The sequence below is a fragment of the Polymorphospora sp. NPDC050346 genome (assembly GCF_040655695.1).
Lineage (GTDB): Bacteria > Actinomycetota > Actinomycetes > Mycobacteriales > Micromonosporaceae > Polymorphospora > Polymorphospora lycopeni.
The window spans coordinates 12,949-39,869 of the sequence record NZ_JBFAKM010000044.1; the positions used below are offsets into that span (position 1 = coordinate 12,949).

24 protein-coding genes and 2 pseudogenes are annotated in these 26,921 nt (G+C 70.3%); 8 read left to right on the top strand and 18 right to left on the bottom strand.

All coding sequences use genetic code 11. The features are described from left to right. The first annotated feature begins 77 nt into the window (after positions 1-77). The 7 genes from AB0I42_RS31745 to AB0I42_RS31775 all read left to right on the top strand — a co-directional run bounded on the left by AB0I42_RS31745 (position 78) and on the right by AB0I42_RS31775 (position 3,983). Positions 78-329, top strand: a complete 252-nt coding sequence (locus AB0I42_RS31745; protein WP_357543185.1) for a hypothetical protein — start codon at positions 78-80, stop codon at positions 327-329. Next, positions 326-520, top strand: a complete 195-nt coding sequence (locus AB0I42_RS31750) for a hypothetical protein (RefSeq protein WP_357543187.1) — start codon at positions 326-328, stop codon at positions 518-520. Before AB0I42_RS31745 ends, AB0I42_RS31750 begins: the two co-directional genes overlap by 4 nt. Next, positions 517-738 carry a hypothetical protein gene (locus tag AB0I42_RS31755; protein ID WP_357543189.1) on the top strand — a complete coding sequence of 74 codons (222 nt, stop codon included), beginning with the start codon at positions 517-519 and terminating at the stop codon, positions 736-738. Before AB0I42_RS31750 ends, AB0I42_RS31755 begins: the two co-directional genes overlap by 4 nt. Beyond that, entirely contained in the window at positions 738-1,109 is a 372-nt protein-coding gene (locus AB0I42_RS31760) for a hypothetical protein (RefSeq protein WP_357543191.1), read from the top strand. Before AB0I42_RS31755 ends, AB0I42_RS31760 begins: the two co-directional genes overlap by 1 nt. A 499-nt stretch (positions 1,110-1,608) precedes the next feature. Beyond that, positions 1,609-1,989 (top strand): hypothetical protein, encoded by a 381-nt coding sequence (locus tag AB0I42_RS31765; protein ID WP_357543193.1) that lies wholly within the window; start codon positions 1,609-1,611, stop codon positions 1,987-1,989. 147 nt (positions 1,990-2,136) lie between these two features. Then, entirely contained in the window at positions 2,137-3,228 is a 1,092-nt protein-coding gene (locus AB0I42_RS31770) for a hypothetical protein (RefSeq protein WP_357543195.1), read from the top strand. Between the two features lie 50 nt (positions 3,229-3,278). Continuing rightward, a complete protein-coding gene (locus AB0I42_RS31775) occupies positions 3,279-3,983 on the top strand; it encodes a hypothetical protein (RefSeq protein WP_357543197.1) in 705 nt (234 codons plus the stop codon). 385 nt (positions 3,984-4,368) lie between these two features. Here the strand turns inward: AB0I42_RS31775 and AB0I42_RS31780 are convergent, their stop codons facing one another. The 10 genes and pseudogenes from AB0I42_RS31780 to pepN all read right to left on the bottom strand — a co-directional run bounded on the left by AB0I42_RS31780 (position 4,369) and on the right by pepN (position 16,962). Beyond that, positions 4,369-5,814, bottom strand: coding sequence for a HEPN domain-containing protein (locus tag AB0I42_RS31780; protein ID WP_357543199.1), 1,446 nt, complete (start codon positions 5,812-5,814; stop codon positions 4,369-4,371). A gap of 7 nt (positions 5,815-5,821) precedes the next feature. Continuing rightward, on the bottom strand, positions 5,822-6,346 hold the full coding sequence (locus tag AB0I42_RS31785; protein ID WP_357543201.1) for a hypothetical protein: 525 nt from the start codon (positions 6,344-6,346) through the stop codon (positions 5,822-5,824). Between the two features lie 103 nt (positions 6,347-6,449). Next, positions 6,450-7,961 carry a recombinase family protein gene (locus tag AB0I42_RS31790; RefSeq protein WP_357543203.1) on the bottom strand — a complete coding sequence of 504 codons (1,512 nt, stop codon included), beginning with the start codon at positions 7,959-7,961 and terminating at the stop codon, positions 6,450-6,452. Positions 7,962-8,012: 51 nt separating this feature from the next. Beyond that, positions 8,013-10,214: pseudogene (locus AB0I42_RS31795) on the bottom strand (ComEC/Rec2 family competence protein); the annotation flags it as partial. 77 nt (positions 10,215-10,291) lie between these two features. Then, positions 10,292-10,930, bottom strand: a pseudogene (locus AB0I42_RS31800) (ComEA family DNA-binding protein); the annotation flags it as partial. Between the two features lie 720 nt (positions 10,931-11,650). Further along, complete coding sequence (locus AB0I42_RS31805; protein WP_357543205.1) at positions 11,651-12,499, bottom strand: DegV family protein; 849 nt, start codon at positions 12,497-12,499, stop codon at positions 11,651-11,653. Positions 12,500-12,582: 83 nt separating this feature from the next. Beyond that, positions 12,583-13,212, bottom strand: a complete 630-nt coding sequence (locus tag AB0I42_RS31810) for a histidine phosphatase family protein (protein WP_357543207.1) — start codon at positions 13,210-13,212, stop codon at positions 12,583-12,585. Then, positions 13,209-13,607, bottom strand: coding sequence for a ribosome silencing factor (gene rsfS / locus AB0I42_RS31815; protein WP_357543209.1), 399 nt, complete (start codon positions 13,605-13,607; stop codon positions 13,209-13,211). Before rsfS ends, AB0I42_RS31810 begins: the two co-directional genes overlap by 4 nt. Positions 13,608-13,707: 100 nt before the next feature. Beyond that, positions 13,708-14,304: a nicotinate-nucleotide adenylyltransferase gene (gene nadD / locus AB0I42_RS31820; RefSeq protein WP_357543211.1), complete on the bottom strand. Its 597-nt coding sequence runs from the start codon at positions 14,302-14,304 to the stop codon at positions 13,708-13,710. Positions 14,305-14,433: 129 nt separating this feature from the next. After that, the gene (gene pepN, locus AB0I42_RS31825; RefSeq protein ID WP_357543213.1) at positions 14,434-16,962 is read right to left on the bottom strand and encodes an aminopeptidase N; all 2,529 of its coding nucleotides are present in this window, start codon (positions 16,960-16,962) and stop codon (positions 14,434-14,436) included. A gap of 50 nt (positions 16,963-17,012) precedes the next feature. On the opposite strand from pepN, the gene AB0I42_RS31830 reads away from it, so the two are divergent. Next, positions 17,013-17,261, top strand: a complete 249-nt coding sequence (locus AB0I42_RS31830; protein ID WP_357543215.1) for a DUF397 domain-containing protein — start codon at positions 17,013-17,015, stop codon at positions 17,259-17,261. A 29-nt stretch (positions 17,262-17,290) separates the two neighbouring features. Here the strand turns inward: AB0I42_RS31830 and AB0I42_RS31835 are convergent, their stop codons facing one another. From AB0I42_RS31835 to AB0I42_RS31870, 8 genes are all read right to left on the bottom strand, one after another. Continuing rightward, on the bottom strand, positions 17,291-17,740 hold the full coding sequence (locus AB0I42_RS31835) for a GNAT family N-acetyltransferase (RefSeq protein WP_357543217.1): 450 nt from the start codon (positions 17,738-17,740) through the stop codon (positions 17,291-17,293). Positions 17,741-17,849: 109 nt separating this feature from the next. After that, positions 17,850-19,304 (bottom strand): GTPase ObgE, encoded by a 1,455-nt coding sequence (gene obgE / locus AB0I42_RS31840; protein ID WP_357543219.1) that lies wholly within the window; start codon positions 19,302-19,304, stop codon positions 17,850-17,852. 74 nt (positions 19,305-19,378) lie between these two features. Continuing rightward, positions 19,379-19,636 carry a 50S ribosomal protein L27 gene (gene rpmA / locus AB0I42_RS31845; protein ID WP_184536332.1) on the bottom strand — a complete coding sequence of 86 codons (258 nt, stop codon included), beginning with the start codon at positions 19,634-19,636 and terminating at the stop codon, positions 19,379-19,381. Positions 19,637-19,644: 8 nt separating this feature from the next. Beyond that, positions 19,645-19,959, bottom strand: a complete 315-nt coding sequence (gene rplU, locus AB0I42_RS31850; RefSeq protein ID WP_212821820.1) for a 50S ribosomal protein L21 — start codon at positions 19,957-19,959, stop codon at positions 19,645-19,647. Positions 19,960-20,124: 165 nt separating this feature from the next. Further along, a complete protein-coding gene (locus AB0I42_RS31855; RefSeq protein WP_357543221.1) occupies positions 20,125-20,673 on the bottom strand; it encodes a hypothetical protein in 549 nt (182 codons plus the stop codon). A 358-nt stretch (positions 20,674-21,031) separates the two neighbouring features. Beyond that, positions 21,032-23,914, bottom strand: coding sequence for an Rne/Rng family ribonuclease (locus tag AB0I42_RS31860; protein WP_357543223.1), 2,883 nt, complete (start codon positions 23,912-23,914; stop codon positions 21,032-21,034). A 134-nt stretch (positions 23,915-24,048) separates the two neighbouring features. After that, positions 24,049-24,786, bottom strand: a complete 738-nt coding sequence (locus tag AB0I42_RS31865; RefSeq protein WP_357543225.1) for a TIGR03936 family radical SAM-associated protein — start codon at positions 24,784-24,786, stop codon at positions 24,049-24,051. Between the two features lie 71 nt (positions 24,787-24,857). Next, positions 24,858-26,840, bottom strand: a complete 1,983-nt coding sequence (locus tag AB0I42_RS31870) for a TIGR03960 family B12-binding radical SAM protein (RefSeq protein WP_357543227.1) — start codon at positions 26,838-26,840, stop codon at positions 24,858-24,860. Positions 26,841-26,921 lie beyond the last annotated feature (81 nt).

A 26,921-nucleotide genomic window follows, 5' to 3' on the forward strand; every position in this document is an offset into this window, starting at 1 on the left:
CTGAGCAGCGAGCCCGGTTGCGTGGCCTGCTCAGCGGCGAGTGAACACACCGACCCACCAACCCGAGGAGTGAACCAGTGGCCTACCGAGACGCCAGCATTGCCCGAGCTATCGCCATTGCCGATGCCCGGGAAGCCGAGCAGGCCGAGCACGCAGGGCACGTACGGACCGCACGGGACATCCGGCGGCACGTCGATGACGACCAGGAGGTGACCGAACCATCCTCGCTGTCGGGCGGACTCAACCCGGCAGGGATCGGCAACGACCGGTCGGAGTACGCCGAGCGGCACCGGGCCATGTCCGGCGCGTCGACCAGAGGGACGAGGTGAGTAGCTACCTGGTCGCCGAGTGGACCCGCTCCGCCGGCTACGCCGATACCGGTATCCGGGCCGACGGCTACGCCGAGGCCGAGGCGGCGGCTGCCCGCAAGCACCGCACCGATGGCGCAAGCTCCCGCTACCTGCCGATGTCGCTGGTTCGCGCCATCGAGCTGGGCGCGGTCTGGGGCGGTAGCCGATGAACGTCCCCAGAACGTTCAGCCCCTCCGCGCTGGCCGATGCGTACCGGCGAGCGCTGGAGGCGCACGCCTACTACAAAGAGTTGAAGGCCAAGGGTGACCCCGAGTCGATCGAGGAGGCGCGGTACCTGCTGCTCGGCTGGGGCGAGGTATGGGAGCTGTTCGACGCGATCGGCTTGCCGATCGAGCAGGACGAAGCCGGCGACGGGGCCACCGACTGATGGCCATCAACTTCAACGGCGCCCCCTGGGGCGGCATCAACCAGGCAGCGCAGCAACGGCGGGCCAAGGACCCTCGGCACCCGCTGGTCTACCGGATCGAGTTCGCCGCGATCGGCTGGGCCAACAACGTGGGACACAGCCGGTTCGACGGACTGCCCCTGGCGCAGATCCTCGCCGACGGGAAGGGCAACCAGCCCAACCGGCAGAGCATCGACAAGGCGATCCGAAAAGCCAAGGAACTGGGATTGATCGTTCCCGAGTCCAACGCGCGATGCCTGGTCGTGTCCCCACGCGCATTCCAACGAGGCGGACGGGGTACCTACACCTGCAACGTGCATGGGGTTTCCCGGGGCCTGCGGCCCGCGAACTGAGTCCTGCTGGGATTCAATCTGAATCCTGCCAGGATTCGCCATCACCGGTCCGACCTGCGGAAACGTAGGAGTTCTCTTAACTCTTCTACGGCTCCCATGCCAACTGCCGATCACCCCAACCAGTACGGCTGGCGCTCGGTCGCGGTCCAGGCTCGGGGCCCGCCTGGGGGCTCATTGGCCCCGGCGCGACTGCGCGGCTGCCGTCCATGGTGGACGTTGCGGCGGCGAGGTGATGAGAGCCCGGAACGGGCTCACTACCCGCTAATCCGCTCAACCGATGACGCCCCCGTTAGGGGGCGATCACCAGGCATGCCAGCAAACCCAACTCAGCAAACGGAGCCCGCGCAAGCGGGCTCTCAACATCCCACTCGATCAACCTGCCGGCGATAGCCGGCGGATCAACCCTGCACCCGGAGGAGTGCCGCCACCTGTGTCCTATGTCAACCGCCCCCCTCGCGCCCACCGCCCCACCCGTAACTTGCGCTGGGACGACTCGGCGATGATCCTGCCAACGCTGGTCGCTCAGGTGCTCCGCAACGTCAGCGGGGACCTGGTCGACGTGCAGCCCGTCGCAATCCGCGGACAGAGGATCCCGCCTCCCGAGCGGACCCCGGCAATCCGGGTACGCCCCAAGAAGGTCCCATGGATCGACGGCGGGCGGATGATCGGCCGGCTACTGGTCCTATCGATCAGTCACGGCGACCCGCTCATTGTCGACCCGTTCGCCTTGGTCAACCGGCGTACCGGATACGTGCTCGACGAGCACATGACCGGCATGCCCGGGGTATCGATGCAGATCCGCTGTGCCGACCCGACGCGCAGCACTTCCGCGCGTACGGCGCAGTGCTGGTCCGTCATCGCGGCTCTCGCCAACGCCTAAACGGATCCATCACTTTCCTCGCCACCCCGTGCCTGATCGGCACTCAGCGTCTCTCTCAGGCTCCGCCGCACACCCGTGCGGGCCGATGATCGTCGGCCCTTTTTCTATGCCCGGCAACGGGCACCAACCCCAAGGAGTAGAACCACCGTGGCTACCGCCAAGAAGAACCCCACCAAGACCGCTACCGAGATTGCCACCGAGAAGCTGGCCCAGGCTCGCAACCTGCTCGCCACCCGCGAGGCTGAGCAGGAAACAGCAAAAGAGACTGCGGTCGACCTGGTCGCTCGACTCAAGCAGGGTGACGAAAGCGTGACCCCGCTCGACCTGCTCACCGCCGATACCCAGGTGACCCGCATCGGCTACCTGATCGAGGCTGCCAAACCGCTCATCAATCGGGCTGAGCGGGAACTTGACCATGCCACGGCGCTCGCGTCTCCGACGCTGGCCCAGTTCATCGCTGGCCGAATCGAGGCCGACCCGTTCGCCTTCGGCGTCTTCAGCTTGCCGATCAAGATCAACGAGGAACCCGGCGACCCCGGGGTGTACCTGTCCCAGGGGCTCCCGACCAAGACTCAGGCCAAGACCGGGCTCATGTCCGGGCATGTCGTCATGACTGTGATTACCCCCAACCGGACCGGCATCAGCGGGGACGTCGCCCTCGGCGCACTCAGGGCCATCGAGGTCACGGGTGCAGCGCTGGTCCAGTCGCGCGCCACATCGAACCCGAGTGGTGTAACCATCAGGATTGCACTCGCCCAAGTAAAGCCCGACATGCCGACCCTGCCTGAACAGGTCACGGATCAGGACGCCAAGGAATTCGGCCACGCCGTCGCCGACGCCATCGGCAAGATGGGTGGCGTTCGCAAGATCGAGTCGGGCAACGGACTCTACGACACGACCGTTGCCCTGATCAGCACGGGCCTCGACAAGTCCAGCGTCGTGCAGCAGGTTCGCAACGGCGACCAGGTGACCCACACCATCCGAGCCGAAATCCGCCTGTCCGCTCGGGCCTACTCCCCGGCGCAGCTTCACAAGTTCACCGACGATGCGATCACGGGCTTGGTCGACAAGTTCGCCGCTGGCGTAGGCCGGATCAAGGCATCCCGCGTTGTGAGCCGGGAGGCAACAACCACTGACGACGAGCCCCGGGCTTCGCGGAAAGCCGGCGTCGACGTGGCGCCCAAGTCCACCGTGCGGGTAGCCGTCGAGGTCGACGCCATCGCTCGGGTCGCCAGCTGACCGAGGAAACCGGGAGGGCAGGGCAGCCCGCTCTGCCCTCCCTTGCTTCCATGAGCTACCTACAGGAGCAAGAGACATTGCGTGTCACCGAGAAGAAGTGCAGCGCCTGCGGCGAGACCAAGCCGATCGAGACATCCGGCCGAGACGGCAGCCGGAAGGACGGGCGCGAGCCACGTTGCAAGGCATGCCGCAGCGCCAGGCACGCCGCGACCTACGTCCGTAAGGGGCACCCGACCAGCCGGCCCGTGAGCCAAAAGCACAAGCCCGGCAACCGCTACGGGGCACTGGTCCTGGTCGAACGCGTCGAGCAGAGCGGCGAGCCTCGGGCCCTGTTCCGGTGCGAGTGTGGCACCGTCAAGGCGTTGCAGATCAACAACGTAGCCAGCGGCACCACGGTGAATTGTGCCGACCGTGCCAACCACCCCGACCCTCGACGCAGAGATCAACTGACCTACAACGGCGCGCATAGCCGGGTAAAGCGGGAACGGGGCAGCGCTTCCCGCCACCTCTGTAGGTGCGGCAAGCAGGCCGAGCAGTGGGCGTACAGCCATGCCGACTATGACCAGGTGCGGATGACCGAGGGACGCGAGGCCGGCAAGCCTTACAGCCTTGATCCGCAGCACTACTCACCGATGTGCCGACGCTGTCACGCCCGGTTCGATCAGGCACGTCGACGACTGGGCGGCGCCCTCTCGCTCGTACACCTCGCCTACTGGATGGCGACGCACGACCAGGCCGAGGAGGTCGCGGCGTGATTCCAAGCAAGGAGGAGCGCGGGCATCGGGCACGGCAATGGCTCTGTGGCTGGTGCGCCAATTCGCTGCCCAAATTTGCCGCTTACCACCGAGTGTTCTGCGGGGATGCGTGCCGACAGCGAAACCACCGAGCGATGAAGCGCGCCGGTAAGCGCTAGACCGGATGAGCGGGGGTGCTCAGGTAAGCCGGCACCCCCGCTCGTCTGCGCGTGTCACGCTGACTCCTGCCAGAATGCCGCATTCTTTACAGGGCCATCGGTCGCAAACTCCCTGCTCAGGCACCCTTTCGGCAGTCACGATCGACTTTGAAACCTCGGCACGATGGGAGCTGCTATGACGTGCCGGTGTCGAGATGACGCCCAAGGGGTCATACCCCCATCGATGGTTACCCTGCCTCCCCTGCGGGCTGAGTGGGGGGTGGACCGATGATGCGCTGTATCGCCATCTCGACATAACGCGACATCCCTGGCGACCAACTGGATTCAGCCATCTGCGGCAGACGATAATCCGCCAGCCCGATGCGATTCAGCAGACAAAGACGCGTTACATGAAACAGACTCTCGGCCAGCAAATTTAGGTCCGCACCGTCGATTGGATCCCTATCCTTATCGAGGTGAGTAAGATTGTTCCTAGCTTTCTTAATCGCCTTAATCCAACGTTCAACATCACCCCCAGCAAGAAAGTAGATACCGACTCCGATCTCATTGGCGAGTTCCCTCAATCGCCGATGCAAACTCGGATCGTTAGCGTGTCCCATAACCTCTATGAACCAGGGATGATGCTCCTCCGGAACTGATTCATTTCGGATTTTCCTACGAAGCCGCTCGAAGTCAGGCTTGAGCATATAGGAGCCTCCGACCGTTGCTCGATGCAAGCCCTCCGCCGCCGATGAGATGTTAAGGAACTTATTCTCGCTGTAAATACCAACACTTCTCATGGTCAGCAGGGAGCCGACAATCGGCATCCAACTTGGCACCTCGTTGAGCCAGGTTGCTACCGCCTCGATGCCGCCTAGATCATCAAACGGCACAAGCACATCCCCGGCCGACAGGCTACTCACTTCCGCTCGCTGCATGGGGTTGCCAAGCCTGGCTTTCAACTCAATGCTGCGCCGAGTACCTGGAATAACATCACCAGACAGGACCTTATCTGGGAGATCAGATCTGTAAAGATAGACGCCGTCAAACGAGTCTGCACGGTCAACACACAAAGAACTCAGATTGTAGAGGTGGCCGGCATCGTCGATGACACCTACTAGCGGCGTCATCGTGTCGTACTCGATCACAAACTCTGGCCATTGGTTGACCTTGAAACTTTCTAGGTCAACAGTCTCCGGTGACCACCGGAAGTCCAGCGCAACCTTTCCTCGCGCAAACCTCGCTTCGCTCGCCACTGGACGGTCGAGCCGGCAAATCATTTCCCGCCTGTCGACCCCTTCGATCGCAGAGTCAACCTCGACAGCGATGCCATCCTTGTTCACCCATGGGGCAGCATCACGGAGACGAACAATGACCGATTCAAAGATAGTGTCGTCGTCATCCTCGAAGTGTCCACCAATAAGGATAGCGTTTACGAGATACTTCTTCTTATGCATCCACCCGCAGTCGACCAGAGTAACGGGCTGACTGCCGCTCACCTCGTCGATAACACCAATAATCCGCGAGCGACGCCCTCCAATTCTCTCCATCGCACCGTCTGCGGTTCGCTCGGCAAGCGCATCCGCTAGATGAAGTACGGCGCCATCTTTCGGATCGAACACCAGCCGCCCATGTCGCTCAATGGAGTTCGTTCCCGGTAGCCAAAACTTTCCAGTTGCGTCAAGGGGTTTCATCTTGCCTCTATCCCTCGGACTCGTCGGGCAACGCAACGATCCCAGCCCGCCTAAGATAGTCATCGAAGGACCGGTGACCAGAAATTCGATCAATTAGCCGAGCAAAAGCTACCTCCGATTCGGTTGCACTGTACGCAAACCGCTCCATCCCGAAAGGTGCACCACTGGGAGCCACCTCGTTGCGCGGCGTCGGAAGCACGGCGCGGGATCCATCAACATGAAGCAAATGCGCTCGGTGCACCACAGAACCGTTGAAGCGGATATCTCCGAAAGCTTCGTACGCTTTCGGGTCTGGGAAGCGCCACTCGAACTCAAGCTCTGGGTCGTCGCTTGAGGTTGGCAAACCGAACGCCAGACTGATCCGCACGTCTGGCATGAAGATCCACTGACTGTAATGCTCGGACACCTTGAGCCAGTGGTGATCACCTTCCTGGATCTCGCCAACGAAGTGCGGAGTGACACGTCCTGGGACAGAGCGCCAGTCCTCGACCGATGAGGAGAGGACAGTCGTAAGAAGGTCGCTGTACTTCACACTCTGACCATAGAGGACAGGGCGGATATCGGAAGCCCGGCTAGATCGCCTTTCATCGATCAAAACCCCGGGATACTCAACGTCAGCCTCGCTCCGCCCAGGACTACACGTCCCCGCGCCAACGAAACTCAATGGTCATCGGGTCAACCTGCTCGCCCTTCTTCGGTCGGCCCGTCTTGACCTGGTGCAACGCCACCTCGACCAGTGCGGCGAGCACTGCACGGCGCCACTGAATGTCATCCGACGTGAGCCAGCGTTGCCCCGCCCCGGGACCGTGCAGCCCGGCCAACACATGGCTACTGCCGGCCTCGGCCAACCGCCCCTCGACCTCGGCAAGCCTCTCTTGCGCGCGCCGATTGGCTCGGGCGAACTGCTCACGTGTCATCTCACCGTCGCCGAGAGCATCGGCCAACACGTCGAGCCGGGCCCGCAACTCCCCTGCCTCAGTCCGTAGCCCGGCAACCTCGGTCCCGTTCACCTTTCCGACGGCGACCAGGTCGACAACGTCGCTCCGGTCGAGCCTGGCCGCGATCACCTCACCGACGAACGCGTCAACGGGGTCGGCTCGCCGGCTGGCGTGGCAGCGCTTGCACTTGTAGATCCGGTGCCCACGCTCTCCATCCCGCCTCAGGTTCGTGTAGTTGACCCCCATCACCGGCTCACCGCTGCGCCCGGCGTCAGCCTCGGTGCCGGCCTGGCCCTCACAGCGGACACACCGAAACAGGTTGCTCCCGAGGTGCCGCGCGGTTGAGAAGCTACTGACGTTGGTTGTCCGGGCAGGGTCACGCAGAACAGCTACCGATGCGCGCCAGACATCCTCGGGGATCAACGCTTCCCACGTTCCCGGGGTTAGCTTGCGTTCCTCGACCGGTGGACGGGACCGAGCAGACTGCTTCGACCCGAGCGGGGGCATCTCGGCGTACGCGCGCAGACCGGCGTACAGCGGATTGAGCAGCATCACCCGCACATTGTTGTGCCGCCACTCGTTGCCGAGGGTTGTGCGCACGTTGGCCCGGTTGAGCATGCGCGTAACCGAGTTCAGCGAGGCGCCCGAGGTGATGAGGGCGAACGCAGTCCGGACCAACGGAGCCTCGGTCTCATGCGGCACTAGGTTGCCGTTGGCACGCTCGTAGCCGAACGGCCGGGGGCCCGTCATCCATGGCTTGCCCTTCTCTGCCGCCTGCCGATTGGCTCGCCGCTGCCGGTCGCTCTTGTTCTCGACCTCCGCCCATGCCATCTCGCCGAGCATGCCGGCCACCATCCGACCGTTCGGCGTGGTCATGTCGATACCGGTGCCGCGCACGGGGTGGAGTGACACGCCGTACTGCCGGCAAGCCTCGATCACCCGTAGCCGGTCGGCTGGCGTCCGGTAGAGCCGGTCAGCGTTCCACGGAACGATCATGTCAACCGTTCGCCGCTCGACCGCTTGCATCAAAGCCTCAAACCCTGGTCGACGGCGACCCGAGGTTGCCGAAGTGTCGTTGTCCGTGAATGTCTCGACCAACGTCCAGCCCTTGGCATCAATCAGGGCCCGGCAGTCCTCAGCCTGCCGCTCGACACCCTCTGCCTCGCCAGTCCGATCCTTAGAGATCCGCAGGTAGAGTGCCGCTCTCATGACTCCCGCCCGGTGTTCGACCGACAGAAAAAAGTACGGTAGCATGTGCTAGTACGCCGACCCGTGGTGGGGAACCTTGAGCAGCCGCGCCCGCAGACCGGCCGGGCCGAGTCGCTCGAGCAGTGCCCGCTGTTCCTCTTCCTCGGCGTCGCCGGTGAACATCATGGTGGCCGCGCCGACCCGGGCCCGCAGGACGAGCGAGTTGTTGTTGGGATCGGACCGGGTGCCGGAAAGCCGCTCCGGCGGGCCGACCACGGTGAGTTCCACCCGTCCGGCCGCGAACCGCCAGCCGGCCGCGACCGGGCGTGGGCCGACGCCCCGGGCGGCGGCGGCCCGGGCCACGGCGTCGTGGCCGGCGACCGGCTCCGGCCACCCGGTCGTGACCACCGCCCCGAGCCGGCGACCGCGCAGCACACCGTCGAGGCCGGCCACGTGGTCGGCGTGGAAATGGCTGATCACCAACAGCGACACCTCCCGGATCCCGAGGCGGCGCAGGCAGCGGTCGGCCGCCGCCGGATCCGGTCCGGCGTCGATCACGACCGCACGCCCCGTCGCGATCGGGAGTACGGCCGTGTCGCCCTGCCCGACCGCGCAGATGGCGACCACCCAGCCCGACGGCGGCCAGCCCGGGGCGACCAGGCGCACCGGCAACGCCCCGACGACCACCGCCGCCACACCGACCGCCAGCAGCCGCCGTACGGCCGGGTGCCGCGCGAGCAGCACCACCACGAGGGTGAGCAGGCCCAACGACAGGCCGCCGACGACACCGTCGAGCCAGGGCAGGGTGCCGGCCGGGGCGCGGGCGCCGTAGCGGGCCACGACGACCAGCCACCACGCCGGCCAGCCGCCGAGCCAGGCCGCGAACTCGGCCCCGGCCGGCCAGAGCGGGGACACCACGGCGGCGGCGACGCCGAGCACGGTGGCCGGCGCGATCGCCGGAACCGCCAGCAGGTTCGCCGGTACGGCCACCAGGCTGACCGTGCCCGAAAGGCCCGCCACCACGGGTCCGCAGGCGAGTTGGGCGGCGGCCGGCACCGCGAGTGCGTCCGCGAGCCAGGCCGGGGTTCCGCGCCGGCGCAGCGCGTCCCGCATCCGGGGTGCGAGCAGCAGCAGGCCGCCGGTGGCGAGTACGGACAGCGCGAACCCGGCATCGCCGGCCAGTTCGGGGTCGTAGACGACCAGCACCGTCACCGCGGCGCCGAGGGCGGGCAGCGCGGCCCGGGGCCGGCCCATCGCCAGCCCGATCAGCGCGATGGCGCCCATCGTGCCGGCGCGTACGACGCTCGGCGACGGCCGGGCCAGGACCACGAAGCCGACCAGCGCCAGGGTGCACGCGACGGCGGCGAGCCCCGGTCCGGCGCGGGCCCAGCGGGCCAGCAGCAGCACCAGCCCGACCACGATCGCGACGTTCGATCCGGACACGGCGACCAGGTGTGTCATGCCGGTGGCCCGGAAGTCCTCCTCGACCGCCGGATCGAGCCGGCTGGTGTCACCGACGACCAGGCCGGGCAGCAGGCCACCGGGTTCGACGGGCAACGGCGCACAGGCCCGCTGGAGGCCGGCCCGCAGGGATCCGGCGGCACGCTGCGCCCACGACGGCTCGCCGGCCAGGACCGGCGCGGTCCCGGTGTTGAGCACGGCGGCGTGCAGGTCGCCGCCGCGCGACTGCGCGAGCCGACCGGTGGCGGTCAGCCGTTGCCCCGGCAGGAGGTGCCGCCAGCCGGCGTCGGTGGCCAGCACGAGCAGGCGCAGGCGGACGTCGATCCGGCCGCCCTCGTCGGACCGGATCCAGGAGGTCTGGGCCCGGACCAGGTAGAGCGGAGGCCGACCGGCGGCCCCGGTGAGTGGCCGGGGATCGTCGCGTACGACCAGTTCGACCGTTACCGGGGCCCGGCCGGCAACGAGACCGGTGACCGGCCCCGCGTCGCGGACGGCGACCCGGGCGCCCGCCGCGGCGCTGCCGCAGAGCAGGCCCAGCAGCACCGAAACGGCGATCCAGAGCCGGTGGCCGGGCCGGGGCCGCCGGAGCCACCGGCGGGTTGGCGGCGCCCGGTCGACCGGTGCCGCCGGCACCGACGCCGACGACACGGCTGTCAGCGGCACGGGCGCCAACGGCCCGGACGCCGCCGGCCCGGGCACCAACGGCCCGGACGCCGCCGGCACGAGGAGCAGGAGCAGCGTGGCCAGTACGGCTCCCGCCGCGACCGCGACGGTGACCGCCAGCGGCCAGTGGAGCGCCCCCAGGGCGGACATCCAGGTCGCCACCGCGAATCCCGCCAGTCTCAGGTCGGGCGGGTCCGCGGCGGGCCGGTCTTCCCTGTCGCCGGCCTTCACACCGTCACCAGGTCCTTCAGTTCGTCGTAGCGACTGTCCCCGATCCCGTCGACCTGCCGCAGATCGCTCACGCTGCGGAAGCCACCACGCCGTTCACGGGCGTCGAGGATGCGCTGTGCCAGCACCGGCCCCACCCCGGGCAGACCGTCCAACTGGGCGAGGGTGGCGGTGTTGAGGTTGAGCTTCCCGCCCGGCGCCGCTGGCGCGCCCCCACCCACCGGGGCGCCGGCCGCGCCCTCGGCACCGGGCGGCGCGGTGACGCCGACCAGGATCAGTTCCCCGTCGACCAGCTTGCGGGCGAGGTTGAGCAGCGCGACGTCGACTCCGGGTAGTGCACCACCGGCGGCGGTGAGGGCGTCCGCGACTCGGGACCCGGCGGGCAGCCGGACCAGGCCGGGACGGTGCACCCGGCCGGCGACGGCGACCACCACCTCCGTCGCGGCCGGTGACGTGCCCGGCTCGGCGGGGGCGTCCACGACGGTCGGGTCCATCGACGCGGACACCACCGGCTCTTCCCGTGGCCGCGCCCACCAGGCCCAGCCGGCGGCCACGGCGACCACCACCACCGCGACGGCCGCGAGCGCCTTCACTCCCCGCCGCCCCGGGTCGAACGCCCGGGCGCCGCCGAGCCGGCTCGGCGACGTCCCGTCCGGCGCGTCGGGGGGCGGTGAGTCGGTCTCCACATCCCACGCCGGTGCCCGCGCCGGAAGGGGCGGCGGGCCGGCCCGGTGGTCGGTCACACCGTCCGGCGCCGGGTCACCGGCGGCCCACCGGTCGCGGAGCCGCCACGGCCACTCCCCCGGATCGTCGGACCGGTCCGGCGGCGGGTCGGCGTCCTCACCGGGCCATTCGACCGGCGGCTCCGGTCCGGCCCCCGCCGGTCCGGCCCCCGCCGGTCCGGCCCCCGCCGGTCCGGCCCCCGTCCGCGCGGCCCCCGCCGGGCCGGCACGCCGGTCGGTCGCGAGGCCAGCCGGGCGGGCAAGCCGGTCGGACGACGGGCCCATCGGACCCGGGCGCCGGGCGGAAACGGTGTCCCCGGCCGGTGCCGCACCGGCGGTCAGCGTCGCCGGCGGATCACCGGGCCACGGATCGTGCTCGGGTGACATGACCCGCAGCGGCTGCCGCAACGGGTCCAGGAACGGCGGGCGTACGTCGGCACCGGGCCCGTCCCCGCTGTCGGCCAGGCGCAACAGGCGCTGCCGTACGACCGTCTCGTCATCGTCGGACACGCGGCGACGTTATGGCGGCGGGCCGGGAACCGGTGGTCCCGAGATGCCGGCCTGTGGACGACCGGGCCCCCTGTGGACGACGCCCTGATCATGCCGTTCTCTGCTAGGGCGGCGGGAGAGGGCCGCTCAGGGTCGGCGGTGGACGACGACGCAGGCGAGTCCCGGACCGGCGTGGGCGGCGACGACCGCTCCGATCTCGGTGACATACACGTCGTGCAGCCGCTCCCCCAGCCGGCCGGTGAGCGCCTCGGCGAGTCCGGCGGCCCGTTCCGGCGCGGCGAAGTGGTGCACCGCCACGTCCACCTCGGCGTCGGCCGCCGCCTCGACGGCCAGGTCGACGAGGCGGGCCAGGCCGCGGCTGGGCGTACGAACCTTCTCCCGGATGACGATCGCCCCGCCCACGACGTGCAGGATCGGCTTGACCGACAGCGCGGTGCCGAGCAGTGCGGAGGCCGCCGTGATCCGGCCACCCTTGCGGAGGAACTCCAGGGTGTCGACGTAGAACAGGGTGCTGGTGCGGTCGATCGTGTCGAGGGCGACCTGCCGTACCCGGTCGAGGTCGGCGCCGCGGGCGGCGGCCGCGCCGGCCGCGAGCGCCGGGAAGCCGAGTCCCATCCCGGTCGACCGGGCGTCGACGACGGCCACCCGCTCACCGATCTCGGCGGCGGCGATCCGCGCGGCGTCGACGGTGCCGGACAGTTCGGCGGACAGGTGCACCGAGAGCACCGCCGTGGCGCCCCCGTCGAGCAGCCGCCGGTAGGTCTCGACGAACTGTTCGGGGGCGGGGCGCGAAGTGGTGACCGCGGCGCGCCGTGCGGTCAGGGCCCGGGCAACCTGGCCCGTGCTGATGTCGATGCCCTCCCTGCCGTCCACACCGTTGACGACCACGGACAACGGCACGACGGTCAGGTCGTGGGCGCCGGCCAACTCGACCGGCAGGTATGCGGTGGAGTCGGTGACGACCGCGACGGACATTCCGGCACCGTAGCCGATCCGGGCCGCCGTCGCCGATCGGGTGAACGGCGGCAAGCGGCCCGGAAGGCGTGGTGTGGGTCGGGTCAGATGCCGGCGGGGATGGTGGTCGCGGGGTTGACGCCGACGTTGTGGGCGCGCAGCCGCCAGCCCCGGCCGGCTTCGAGGCGCAACTCGGTCCAGTGGCAGTTCTGGAGCGGGCCGACGGTGTGCAGGATCGAGGTCGGCCAGCCGAGCAGGTGCCCCATGCCCTGGCGGGCGGCGCCGCCGTGGGTGGCGATCACCACCGTGCCGCCCGGGTTGGCGTCGGCGGCCGCCTGCAACGCCTCGGCCATCCGTTTGCCCATGTCGTCGAGGCTCTCGACCTCGCAGCCGGGCGACTGGTCACCGGACCGCCAGCGGGCGTACTCGGCCGGGTAGCGCTCGGCGATCTCGGGCGAGGTGAGCCCCTGGAACAGGCCGTAGTGACGCTCCCGCAGCCGGGGGTCGGCGCCGACCGGCAGGCCGGTCAGGGCGGCCAGGGTGTCGGCGGTGTCCCGCGCCCGCTGGAGGTCACTGGCGACGATCGCGTCCGGCCGCATGGCGGCCAGCAGCGGCGCGGCGGCGAGAGCCTGCTCGCGCCCCAGGTCGTTGAGGGCGGTGTCGGTCTGGCCCTGCACCCGGTCGACCGCGTTCCAGTCGGTGTTGCCGTGCCGCCACAGCAGCAGCCGGGTCATTCGCCGGCACCCGCCTCGGCGTCGACGAGGTCGCGGTCGACGAACGGGATCGTCGGGCAGTCCTTCCACAGCCGGTCCAGGGCGTAGAACTCCCGCTCCTCGGAGTGCTGCACATGGATCACCACGTCGACGTAGTCGAGCAGCACCCACCGGCCGGACCGTTCACCCTCACGGCGTACGGGCTTGGCCTTCTCGGGGAGGTTCAGCAGGCGTTCCTCGATCGCGTCGACGATGGCGATCACCTGGCGCTCGTTGGGCGCCGAGGCGAGCAGGAACGCGTCGGTGATGACGAGCTGGTCCCCGACGTCGATGATGACGACGTCCTGCGCCTTCTTGTCGGCGGCGGCCTGGGCGGCAGCCAGCGCGAGTTCGCGGGCGCGGTCGGAAACTGTCACCGTTCTCCTTCTGGTCGAGCGTAAGACCCGTCTAGCCTCTCACATGAGACCGGCCGGCAGCCGCTCGGTTACTCGGGACAAACAGGACGAGAAGGGCGAATCACGTCTGGTAAAGGCGTCGTTTTGCGATGTACTGCACAACCCCGTCCGGCACCAGGTACCACACCGGCTTGCCCGCCGCGACCCTCGCCCGGCAGTCGGTCGACGAGATCGCCATCGCCGGCACCCGCACCAGGCTGACCGCGTCGTCGGGCAGGTGGGCGGCGGACAGTTCGAAGCCCGGCCGGGTCACCCCGATGAAGTGCGCCAGCTCGAACATCTGGTCGGTGTCCTTCCAGGAGAGGATCTTCTCCAGGGCGTCGGCACCGGTGATGAAGAAGAGGCGGGTGTCGGGGCCGTACTCGGCCCGCAGGTCCCGCAGCGTGTCGACGGTGTACGTCGGCCCGTCCCGGTCGACGTCGGCACGGCTCACCTGGAAACGCGGGTTCGAGGCGGTGGCGACGACCGTCATCAGGTAGCGGTCCTCGGCCGGACTGACCGGCACGTCCTCCTTCTGCCACGGCTGCCCGGTCGGCACGAAGACGACCTCGTCGAGCCCGAAGCGGTCGGCGACCTCACTGGCCGCCACGAGGTGTCCGTGATGGATCGGGTCGAACGTGCCACCCATGATCCCGATCCGCCGCGTGCCGTCCGCCACGCCACCGATCGTAGGCCGATCTTCGACCACCGCGCCCGGTGTCGCCCGTCACGGTCCCGCCGACGTGCGGGCGATCGCAGGCCGATCTCCGAACGGTGGTCGCCCGCGGCGCGCGGGCGACCACCGGGGTCAGCGGCCGGTCCGGGCCGCCAGGGCCCGGCGCAGGTCGTCGTCGGCGTCGGTCACCATCCGGCGCAGGCCCGGCTCGATGTCGTCGCGGGCCAGCAGAGCCGCCGCCAGTTCCCGGGTCCGCGGGTCGACCGCGTACGCCGGAAACGCCAGTTGCGCGATCTCGTCCGCCACCCATGGCGTACGGACCCGCGCCATCTCCGGCATCTCGGCGAAGTACCGCTCCACGTAGGACCCGGTCAGCTCGACCTGCTCGGGTTGCCAGAACCCCGCCGCCCGGGCCTCGATCAACCGGTTCGACAGTTCGAGGTCACCGACGATCTCCCGCCACGCCCGCTCCTTGGCGGCCGGGTCCGGCCGGGCGGCGGTGCACCTGGCCGCCCATTCGGCTCCCGCCGCGCTGCGGTCGCGGGCCGCCTCGGCGTCGATCGCCGCCTGGTCGACCGCGCCGAAAACCGCCAGCCGGTGGAGCAGCATCCAGCGCAGGTCGTCGTCGACCTCGATGCCGGCCGGCACCCCGTCGCCGGCCAGCCAGGCCGCCAGCCGGGCCGGGTCGTCGGCCGCCGCGATCAGCCCGTGCGCCGCCGCCAACTGCACCGATCCGCCGGGCGCGGCACCGGCGAGGAGCCGGTCGCACGCCTGGGCGACGAGACCACGCGCGACCGAGCGGCCCGCCGGGTCGAGGTAGCGGTCGATCAACCGACCGGCCGCGCCCAGCACGTCCTCCACCACGACGGCTTCGGTCTCCACCGGCAGCGCGGCGAGGATCAGGGCGACCAGCTCGCCGACCGGCCGCTCGGCGTCGCGTACCGCCTCGATCATCTCGGTCCACAGCACCGCGCGGGCCAGCGAGTCGTCGAGCAGCGGCAGGATCAGCGGTACGGCCGCGACCGACGCCGGGTCGAGGCGCACCTTGGCGAAGGTGAGGTCGCCGTGGTTCGGCAACAGCAGGTCGGCGGCGGGCTGGCCGCGCAACCCCTCGACGACCGTACGCCCGCCGTCGACGGCCGGGTCGAGGTCGATCTCGAGCCGTTCACGCAGTACGACACCGGTGCCGGAGCGGTCGAAGAGGCCGAGCCCGATCCGGTGTGGACGCAGCACCGGATGGCTCGCCGGAGCGGTCTGCACGACGGCGACCTCGCCGTAGCGGCCGGCACCGTCCACCTCGGCCTCGGCCTCGGCCTCGACGCGCAGCGTGTTGACCTGCGCCTCGCGCAGCCAACTGGCGGCCCAGCCGGACAGGTCCCGGCCGCCGGCCCGGCGGAGAGCGGCGAGCAGGTCGGCGAGCGTGGCGTTGCCGTACGCGTGCTCGGCGAAGTGGGCGTTGAGCCCGGCCAGGAACGCCTCGTCACCGACCCAGGCGACGAGCTGCCGCAACACCGAAGCGCCCTTGGCGTACGAGATGCCGTCGAAGTTGAGCAGCGCCTGCGCGGAGTCGGCGACCTCCACGGGCGCCACCGGGTGGGTCGACGGGCGCTGGTCGGCGGCATACCCCCAGCCCTTGCGGCGCAGGCCGAAGGTGGTCCAGGCGGCGGTGAACCGGGTCGCCTCGGCGGTCACCCGGCTGCCGAGGTATTCGGCGAACGACTCGTTGAGCCACAGGTCGTCCCACCAGCGCATGGTGACCAGGTCGCCGAACCACATGTGGGCCATCTCGTGCGCGATGGTGCAGGCCCGCAGCTCGCGCTGGCTGTCGGTGACCGCCGACCGGAAGACGTAGTCGTCGCGGATCGTGACCAGCCCGGGGTTCTCCATCGCACCGGCGTTGAACTCGGGCACGAACGCCTGGTCGTATTTGCCGAACGGATAGCGCACGTCGAAGAGCTGGTGGAACCGGTCGAGGCACTGCCTGGTGACGGTGAAGATCTCGTCGGCGTCCTTGTCCAGGTGCGCGGCGAGCGACCGTCGACAGTAGATCGCCAGCGGTATGCCGTCGTGCTCGTCGTACCGGGCGTGGTAGGGGCCGGCGATCAGCGACACCAGGTACGTCGCCAGCGGCCGGGTCGTCACGAACCGCCGGCGGCCGTCGGTGACCGTGCCGTCGAGCGCGCCGTTGGCGGCCACGATCCAGTCTTGCGGTGCGGTGACCGACAGGGTGACCGGTGCCTTCAGGTCGGGCTGGTCGAAGCTGGCGAAGATCCGCTGCCCGTCGTCCAGAAACGACATCGCGTAGAGGTAGGTCTCGCCGTCGGCCGGGTCGACGAACCGGTGCAGCCCCTCACCCGTACGGGTGTATGCCATCTCGGCCTCGACGACGAGCACGTTCTCGGCCCGCAGGCCGGAAAGGGGCAGCCGGTTGCCGTCGAGACCGGCCGCGTCCACGGGGGTGTCGTTGAGCCGTACCGAGCGCAGTTCCGCCGGCTTGACCTCGACGAACGTGGCGCTGCCGGGCCGGGCGGCGCGGAACCGGATCGTCGTCGTCGACCGGAAACGGGTGTCGCACGTGGTCAGGTCGAGATCGATGTCGTAGGACTCGACGGTGAGCAGTTCGGCGCGGTCGACGGCTTCGGCCCTCGTGAGGCTGGTCATCCCAACATCCTGCCCCACACCGCAACCGGGATACGTATAGCCTGGCCCCCGTGACCGATCACGTACAGCAGGAAACCACCGTCACCGAGCACCCGAAGGGCGACTTCGACCTGTCCCGGGCAGTGTGGCAGCGCGCGGAGGGCGACGCCGCGCAGGGCGCCGTCGAGGTCGCCTTCGTCGACGACCTGATCGGCCTGCGCAACTCCGCCGACCCCGACGGTCCGGTGCTGGTGTTCACCCGCTCGGAGTGGGAGGCGTTCGTCGGTGGCGCCCAGGACGGCGAGTTCGACGTCGCCTGAGCCGGAAGGCCGGCCGGCCCCCTGAAAGGTCAGGCCGGCACCGGCAGCCGCTTCTCGAAGCACACGCTGTACGGGTTGTCGACGTACTCGCCGTACACCGGGATCTTCTCGTAGCCGGCCGTGAGGTAGAGCCCGATCGCGACCGGCAGATACACCCCGGTCTCCAGCCGTACGGTCGTGTGCCCGGACTCGTACGCCAGCTCCTCCAGTGCGGTGAGGAGCTGACGGGCAAGGCCCCGCCGGCGGTACGCCGGCCGGACGTACATGCGTTTGATCTCGGCGGTCTGCGCGTCAAGTGCCTGGACGGCACCGCAGGCGACGGTCCGGCCGTCGACGACCCCGGCCAGGTAGCGGGCGTCGTCGTGCGGCATGAACACCTGCCCGTCCAGCCCGCCGTCGGCTTCGCGCAGCTCACGCTGCTGGGTGGTCACCAGGGCGGCGAGTTCGGGGTCGGTGGGCGCGCGACGCTCGATCAACACGGACCAACTGTAGGAGGGTCTGATTTCCGGAAGGTTGCCCGAGTATGGACCTTCCCCGGCCCGCCCGAGACAGATCGGCGTCGGTACCACCCCCGCGCCGCCCGGCCGGCTACGACTCCGCGTCGGTGTCCCGCTCCGCCGGCTGCTCCAGCCGGTCCTCGAACCGCTGGCGGCGGGCCTTGCGGGCGGCGAGCCGATCGGCCGCCGTGGCCCGGCCGGACCGCTCCTCCAGCCGCACGTCGGTGCCCCGCGCACCGGGTACGAATTCGGCTCCGGCGTACTGGGTCGGCTGCCAGTCGAACTCGCGGTCGCCGATCCGGACCAGGCTGCCAGGCTCCGCGCCGGACTTGCCGAGCTGGTCCTCGACGCCGAGCCGGGCCAGCCGGTCGGCGAGGTAGCCGACCGCCTCGTCGTTGTCGAAGTTGGTCTGGCGCACCCAGCGTTCGGGTCGGGGACCGCGGACGACGAACGCGCCGTCGGCGGCCTGCTCGATGGTGAACCCGGCGTCGTCGACCGCCGTCGGGCGGATCACGATGCGGGTGGCCTCGGCCGGCACCTCCCGCACCCGGGCCTGGGTGACCAGTTCCGCCATCGCGTACTTCAGTTCGCGCAGCCCCTCGCGGGTCGCCGCGCTGGTCTCGAAGACCCGCAGGCCACGCGCCTCCACGTCGGCCCGGACGATGTCGGCCATGTCGCGCCCGTCGGGTACGTCGATCTTGTTCAGTACGACCAGCCGGGGCCGGTCGGCGAGCCCGCCGTACGCCTCCAGTTCGGCCTCGATCGCGTCGATGTCGGCGAGCGGGTCGCGGCCGGGTTCGATGGTCGCCGCGTCGACCACGTGCACCAGCACCGAGCACCGCTCGATGTGGCGCAGGAACTCCAGGCCCAACCCCTTGCCGGTGGCCGCCCCCGGGATCAGCCCCGGTACGTCGGCGACGGTGAACGTCTGCTCGCCGGCCTGCACCACACCGAGGTTGGGTACGAGCGTCGTGAACGGGTAGTCGGCGATCTTCGGCTTGGCCGCGGAGATGACCGAGATCAGCGACGACTTGCCGGCCGACGGGAAGCCGACGAGGCCGACGTCGGCGACGCTCTTCAGTTCGAGGACGACGTCGAGCCGGTCGCCGGGCTCGCCGAGTTCGGCGAAGCCGGGCGCCTTACGACGGGAGTTGGCCAGTGAGGCGTTGCCCCGGCCGCCGCGCCCGCCCTCGGCCACGTGGAAGGTGGTGCCTGCGCCGACGAGGTCGGCCAGCACCTCCCCGTCGGAGGTCTGTACGACGGTGCCGTCCGGCACCTTCAGGACCAGGTCGGTGCCGTTCGCCCCGTCCCGGTTCGAGCCGGCGCCGCCCTTGCCGTTCTCGGCCTTGACGTGCGGCCGGAAGTGGAAGTCGAGCAGGGTGTGCACCTGCGGGTCGACCACCAGCGACACGCTGCCGCCGTGGCCGCCGTTGCCGCCGTCCGGTCCACCGAGCGGCTTGAACTTCTCCCGGTGGATGGAGACACAGCCGTGCCCGCCGTCGCCGGCCTGCAGGTGCAGGACGACCCGGTCAACGAACGTCGCCACGACGTGATCCTTTCAACCTTGGGAAACGCGAAAGCGGGCCGGGACGGTGTCCGCGGCCCGCTTCGACGAGGAAGCTACTGCTGTGCCGGCACGATGCTGACGGTCTTGCGACCCCGCTTGGTGCCGAACTGGACCGCGCCCGCGGCCAGGGCGAACAGCGTGTCGTCGCCGCCACGGCCGACCAGGTCGCCCGGGTGGAACTTGGTGCCGCGCTGACGGATCAGGATCTCGCCGGCGCTGACCACCTGCCCACCGAAACGCTTGACGCCGAGCCGCTGGGCCGCTGAGTCACGACCGTTACGCGAGCTGGACGCACCCTTTTTGTGAGCCATCTGGACGCCTACTTCCCGCTGGAGATGCCGGTTACCTTGACCTGGGTCAGCGGCTGGCGGTGACCCTGACGCTTGTGGTAGCCGGTCTTGTTCTTGAACTTGTGGATCCGGATCTTCGGACCCTTGGTGTGCGCGGCGATCTCGCCGGACACCTCGACCTCGGCAAGCTTCGCCGCGTCGGTCACCAGGTCGTCACCGTCGACGAGGAGCACCGCGGACAGCTTCACCGCGTCGCCGGGGGCACCAGCGAGCTTCTCGACCTCGATCACGTCGCCCTCGGCGACCTTGTACTGCTTGCCGCCGGTCTTGACGATCGCGTACATGAGACGCGGACTCCTGTCGTTGGCTGCTGGCGGATGACTGGTGGCTGTTCGGTGGCCACACTCGGAAGTAGGCACGCGACAACCTTGCGCACGCAGGTGCGCCGCAGGTTAGCGTACGCCATGGTCGTCCCGGCTCCCAAACCGGCCCCACCCGGGGGCCGGGGGTCAGTTGCCGCAGAGCGCGTCCAGGCGCTGCTGCAACTCGTCGAGCTTCATACCGTCGACGCTCGTCACGTCGGCCTTCATCGAGTCGACCTCGGTGGCGATCTCCCCCAGCACCGCCTTGAGCCGGGCGTCGGTGGCCCGGCCGGCCTGCTCACGCATTGCCCCGGACCAGCTCTTCAGGGCCGCCTCGGCCTTCGTACGCGCCGCGTCGGCGGCGGCCGTGTCGCCGGAGGCGGTCGCCTGCATCATCGCGCCCAGCTGGGTGATGTAGGTGTCGGCCGCGCCGGCCGCGGCCTTGCTGGCCGTCTCGCAGACCTCGCGGGCGTTGCCGCCGGCCGGTGCCACCGACGTGCCGGGTGCGGGAGCGGACCCCGGCTGCGATCCCTCTACGGAGGGCGTGCCGGTCGGGTCGGCGGACGGGGTGGCGGCGGTCGGGGTGGCCGACCCGGTGCCGCCCGGGGACGGGGCCGCGGTGGGTTCGTCACCGGAGCAGCCGGCGCCGAGGAGGAGGGTGGCGGCGAGCGTGGCGGCGGCCAGCAGGCGTCGCATGTGTTGGTCTCCCGGAGGGGGTGGGCGTCGGGACCGGCCCGGGTCGGTCCACCCGCGGCCCCGCCCGACCCTAACCCGAGCCGGGCGTCGCGGCACGCCCGCGCCGCCCGCCGGCTCCGCCGCGGCGACCGCCGGTGGCACCGCCTCCGGCCGGCGGGGAAGGACGCCGGGTGGCGCGGGGGTTTCCACAACCACCCGGCGGCCCCCGCGGGCCGGAGGGATCAACAGTTGACCTTGGTGAGGACAGCGTAGCGCCGCCGGCGCCGGCTCCGGGGGTGAACGGGCAGCTCAGGCCGCCCGTTCACATCCCGTGTGGCACACCGGCCGACAGCCGGCACAGCCGTACCGGCCGCGGGTGCTACGGCCGGGTACGGCGCCGGGTGCCGCCCCGGCGGGCACGGCGCCGCCCGGTCGAGCCCGCCTCGTCGTCGTCCTCGCCCGCCTCGTCGACGGCGTCGGGATCGTCGGCACCGGCCAGCCGGGTCGGCTCCACCGGTGGCGTCTCCACCACGCCGTTCGACGTCTCGGTCTCGTAGCGCGAGAGGTCGTAGCCCATGGTGTCCTCGTACTCCGACACCGGCGGCGGCGCCGGCTCGGCGACCGTGACCTTGCGCCCCCGGCGCCGGGTGGTACCGGAGGTGGTGGTGGCCGGGGCCGGCGCGGTGGTCGTCGCCGGCGCGGCCGGGGCCGCGGCGACCGCCTTGACCCGCTCCGCGGCACCGCCGCCGCCCTTGGGCTTCTCCGGCACCGGCTCGGTGTGGATGATCAGACCCCGGCCCTTGCAGCAGTCGCAGGTCTCACTGAACGCCTCCAGCAGCCCCGCACCGATCCGCTTACGGGTCATCTGCACCAGGCCGAGCGAGGTGATCTCGGTGACCTGGTGCTTGGTGCGGTCCCGGCCGAGGCACTCGGTGAGCCGGCGGAGGACCAGCTCACGGTTGGATTCCAGGACCATGTCGATGAAGTCGATGACCACGATGCCGCCGAGGTCGCGCAGCCGGAGCTGGCGCACGATCTCCTCGGCCGCCTCCAGGTTGTTGCGGGTGACCGTCTCCTCCAGGTTGCCGCCCGCACCGGTGTACTTGCCGGTGTTGACGTCGACCACGGTCATCGCCTCGGTGCGGTCGATCACCAGGTGGCCGCCGGAGGGCAGGAACACCTTGCGGTCCAGCCCCTTGAGGATCTGCTCGTCGATGCGCAGCTCGGCGAAGACGTCGGCCACGGCGGTGTGCCGCCGCAGCCGGTTCACCAGGTCCGGCGAGACGTGCGCCAGGTAGGACTCCACCATCTCGTACGCGTCGTCGCCCTGTACGACCAGCTCGCGGAAGTCCTCGTTGAAGAGGTCCCGGACGACCCGGATGACCAGGTCGGGCTCCTCGGACAGCAGCGCGGGCGCACCACCCTGCGCGGCCTTGGCCTGGATGTCCTCCCACTGCGCCTGGAGCCGCTTCACGTCACGGGCCAGCTCGTCCTCGGTGGCGCCCTCGGCCGCGGTGCGGACGATGACGCCCGCGCCCTCCGGGATCAGCTTCTTGAGGATGTCGCGCAGCCGCTTGCGCTCGTTGTCGGGCAGCTTTCGGCTGATCCCCGAGGCGTTGCCCCCGGGTACGTAGACCAGGTGCCGCCCGGAGAGCGCGATGTGGCTGGTCAGCCGGGCGCCCTTGTGGCCGATCGGGTCCTTGGTGACCTGTACGAGCACCGAGTCGCCGGAGCGCAGGGCCTGCTCGATCGACCGGGCCCGGCCCTCCAGACCGGTGCTGTCCCAGTTGACCTCGCCGGCGTAGAGCACGGCGTTGCGGCCCCGGCCGACGTCGACGAACGCCGCCTCCATGCTGGGCAGGACGTTCTGCACCTTGCCGAGGTAGACGTTGCCGGCCATCGTGCCGGCCGACGCCCGGGTGACGTAGTGCTCGACCAGGACGCCGTCCTCGAGGACGGCGATCTGGGTGCGGTCGCCGCGCTGCCGTACGACCATCACGCGGTCGACCGCCTCGCGGCGGGCCAGGAACTCCGACTCGCTCAGGATCGGCGGACGGGTACGCCGCTGCTCGCGTCCGTCCCGGCGGCGCTGCCGCTTGGCCTCCAGCCGGGTGGAGCCGGAGACGCCCTGCACCTCGTCGGTGGTCCGGCGCGGCTCGCGGATGCGTACGACGGTGTGTACGCCGTCGTCGGCGCCCGACTCGGCGTCGCCGGCGCCCTTGCGACGGCGCCGCCGGCGGCGGCGGGTCAGCCCCTCGCCCTCGTCGCCCTCGTCGGTCTCCTCGTCCTCGTCGGCCTGCGCCTCGGCGGCCTCTTCCTCGTCCTCGTCGCCCTCGTCGGCGCCGCCCTTGCCCCGGCCGCGACCGCGCCGGCCGCGCCGGCGCCGACGGCGGACCTCGCCGGTCTCGTCGGTGTCCTCGTCTTCCTCGTCGGCCTCGGCCTCGGCGGCCTCCTCCTCGTCCTCGGCGGCGGCCTCCTCCTCTTCGGTCACCGCCTCGGTGACCTCGGCGGTACGGCGTCCGCGCCGCCGGCGACGGGTCGGCTCGGCGACCTCGGTGGCCGCCTCCTCCTCGGCGTCGGGTGCGGCGGCGGGCTCGACGGGCGAGGGGGCCTCCTCGACCGGCTCGGCCGCGGCCCGGCGGCGCCGCGGCTTCGGCTGCTCCTCCGGTTCGGGGGCCATGAACAGCACGGTCGGTGCCGACAGGGCGGCCCGGCGGCGGCGGGTCCGGGGTGCCTCCTCGACCGGCTCGGCGGCCTCGGCCGGCGGGGTCGCGTCGGGCGCGGGTGGGACGACCGGCTCACCGACGGCGCCGACCGGGGCCGGGTCCGTGCTGACCGGGCCGGCGGCGGGAGCCTCGGTGACCGGTTCGGCGGCCGCCGACGGAGCCTCGGCGGCGGCCGGTACGGCCTTCTTGCGGCGGGTCCGGGTCGCCTTCACCGGTACGGCGGCGGCCTCGGCGGCGCCCGAATCGCTAACATTCGGAGTGTTCGTGGCTTCTTGCGAAGACACACCCGTATCGTCGGGTTGTTCCGCTACGGCCGCTTTGCGGCGGCGGCGTACCACCTTGACCGGCGGCTGTTCCGCCGGCAGGTCGGCGGCCGGGGCCGGTTCGGCGCCGGCCGGCTGCTCCGCGGCGGCTTCGGTGGCGGCGGCGGTCCGCCGGCGGGTCGTACGGGTACGGCGGACGGGTGTCGTTTCAGCGGTTTCTGCGGCCGGCTGTGATCCGGTCCGTTCGCCGCCCTCGGGCTCGTTGTCGAGCATGGACGTTCTCCAGTTCTGGCTGCCCCGGGCGCGGGTGAGCGCTGCCACGCAGGGATGCCGCAAAGGTGTTTCCGGCGGCCGTGAGGTGCACCTGGCCGCCGAAGTCTGGCTACTGACCGCCGACCGGAATCCGGCTAGCGTTCACCGATGAGCGCTCCGACGCGGTCCGCCTCCAACGGATCCGCGACGTCCCCCTGCGCGGTCAGCGTGCCCTGCGCCAGCCGGGTCGCCCGTGGCGATACCGGCGGCTCCAGGTCGGCCACCACGCGGAGGCCAGCTAGAACGTCATCGGGTCGCACGGAGGGGGTCACCTGCCGTACGACTAGGTCGAGTATCGCACACGGTACGGCTGTGACCTCGGAAGGTGCCTCGCGCACCTCGATCACTTCCAGCCGGTGGACCGCGCCACGGGCGTCGAAGGTACGTCTGCCCTGCTTCGTCATGCGCTCGACCAGCACCTCGGACGCGGACGTGAAAGCGGTCACCGCGGCGCGGGCAACCGCCTCGCCGACCTCGGGCAGCTCGATCCGCCAGTGCGACGCGTCGATCCTGTCGGCGAGACTGCCACCGCTCGCCACGACGGCGTCGAGGACGTCCAGGCCCGGCGACAACGCCGCGTCGAGCGCCAGCCGCAGCTCAACCGGATCGACCGTCTCCCGCAGCCCGATCTCCAGGTATTCGGCCTCGCTGGCCACCCCGGTCGGCGCCGCGCTGGCGTAGGAGATCTTCGGGTGGGGGGTGAACCCCTGCGAGAAGGCGATCGGTACGCCGGCGCGGCGCAGCGCCCGTTCGAAGGCGCGGGCAAAGTCGCGGTGCGAGGTGAACCGGAGCGGCCCGCGCTTGGCGTAGCGGATCCGGATCCGCTGGACCACCGGCGCCTGGCCGCCTTCCGGCTGTGGTTTCCTACTGATCTTCCTGCTCCTTGAGAAGGTGGGGCCGAGACTCAGCCCGCGGTCGGCACCTTCAGGCCCGGGTTGACCGGCGTGATCGGCAGCAGCTTGCGCCCGGTCGGGCCGATCTGGATCTCGGTGTCCATCGACGGGCAGACCCCGCAGTCGAAGCACGGCGTCCAACGGCAGTCGTCCTGCTCGTAGCCGGACATGGCGTCCTGCCAGTCCTGCCAGAGCCAGTCCTTGTCGAGCCCGGAGTCGAGGTGGTCCCAGGGCAGGACCTCCAGTTCCTCGCGCTCGCGGGTGGTGAACCAGTCGAGGTCGACCCCGAACTCCGGCAGCACCTTGGTGGCGGCGTCGACCCAGCGCTGGTAGGAGAAGTGCTCGCTCCAGCCGTCGAAGCGCCCGCCATCCTCCCAGACCCGGCGGATCACCGCGCCGACCCGGCGGTCGCCGCGCGACAGCAGGCCCTCGATCAGCGACGGCTCGCCGTCGTGGTAGCGGAAGCCGATCGCGCGGCCCAGCGAGCGGTCGCTGTTGATCGCCTGCTTGAGCAGCTTGAGCCGGTTGTCGATGACCTCCGGGGTCTGCATCGACGCCCACTGGAACGGGGTGTGCGGCTTGGGCACGAACCCGCCGATGGAGACCGTGCAGCGGATGTCCTTCGAGCCGGTCGCCGCCCGGCCAGCCTTGATCACCTCGTGGGCGAGCCGGGCGATCTGGAGCACGTCCTCGTCGGTCTCGCTGGGCAACCCGCACATGAAGTAGAGCTTCACCTGCCGCCAGCCGTTGCTGTAGGCGGTGACGACGGTGCGGATCAGGTCCTCCTCCGACACCATCTTGTTGATCACCTTGCGGATCCGCTCCGACCCGCCCTCGGGGGCGAAGGTCAGACCGGTCCGCCGGCCGTTGCGGGACAGTTCCTGGGCCAGGTCGATGTTGAACGCGTCGACCCGGGTCGACGGCAGCGACAGCGAGACGTTGGTGCCCTCGTACTGCTCGGCCAGCCCGGAACAGATGTCGCCGATCTCGGAATGGTCGGCCGACGACAACGAGAGCAGGCCGACCTCGGAGAAGCCGGAGTATTCCAGCCCGTCGTGGACCATCTGGGCGACCGTGGTGATCGACCGCTCGCGTACCGGCCGGGTGATCATGCCGGCCTGGCAGAACCGGCAGCCCCGGGTGCAACCCCGGAAGATCTCCACCGCGTAGCGCTCGTGGACCGTCTCGGCCAGCGGCACGATCGGCTTCTTCGGGTAAGGCCACGCGTCGAGATCCATCGTGGTCCGCTTGTGCACCCGGAACGGCACGTCCGCCCGGTTGGGCACCACCCGCCGGATACGCCCGTCGGGCAGGTAGTCGACGTCGTAGAACCGGGGCACGTAGACGCTCTCGGTGCGGGCCAGCCGCAGCAGCAGCTCGTCGCGGCCGCCCGGCGACCCCTCGGCCTTCCACTCCCGCACGATCGCGGTGATCTCGAGTACGGCCTCCTCGCCGTCACCGAGCACGGCCGCGTCGATGAAGTCGGCGATCGGCTCGGGGTTGAACGCGGCGTGCCCGCCGGCCAGCACCACCGGGTCGTCGTCGCCCCGGTCGGCGGCGAGCAGCGGAATGCCGGCGAGGTCGATCGCGGTGAGCAGGTTGGTGTAGCCCAGCTCGGTCGAGAACGAGACCCCGAACAGGTCGAAGGCCCGCACCGACCGGTGCGCCTCCAGGGTGAACTGCGGGACCTCGTGCTCCCGCATCAGCCGCTCCAGGTCCGGCCAGACCGCGTACGTCCGCTCGGCCAGCACGTCGGGCAGCTCGTTGAGCACCTCGTAGAGGATCTGGACGCCCTGGTTCGGCTGTCCCACCTCGTACGCGTCGGGATACATCAGCGCCCAGCGGACGGCGGTGTCCTCCCACTGCTTGACCACCGCGCCCAGTTCGCCGCCGACGTATTGGATCGGCTTGCCGATCTGGGGCAGCAGCGGTTCGAGCCGCGACCAGACGGAGTGGGTCGCGGGCCTGCTCGTGGTGGCCGACGCGGCGCTCATGAAACCTCCCGACGTCCCTGGACAGGGACCAACCACAAAGGGTACGCGGTCCGCCCGGCCGGCCGCCCGACGCCGCCCACC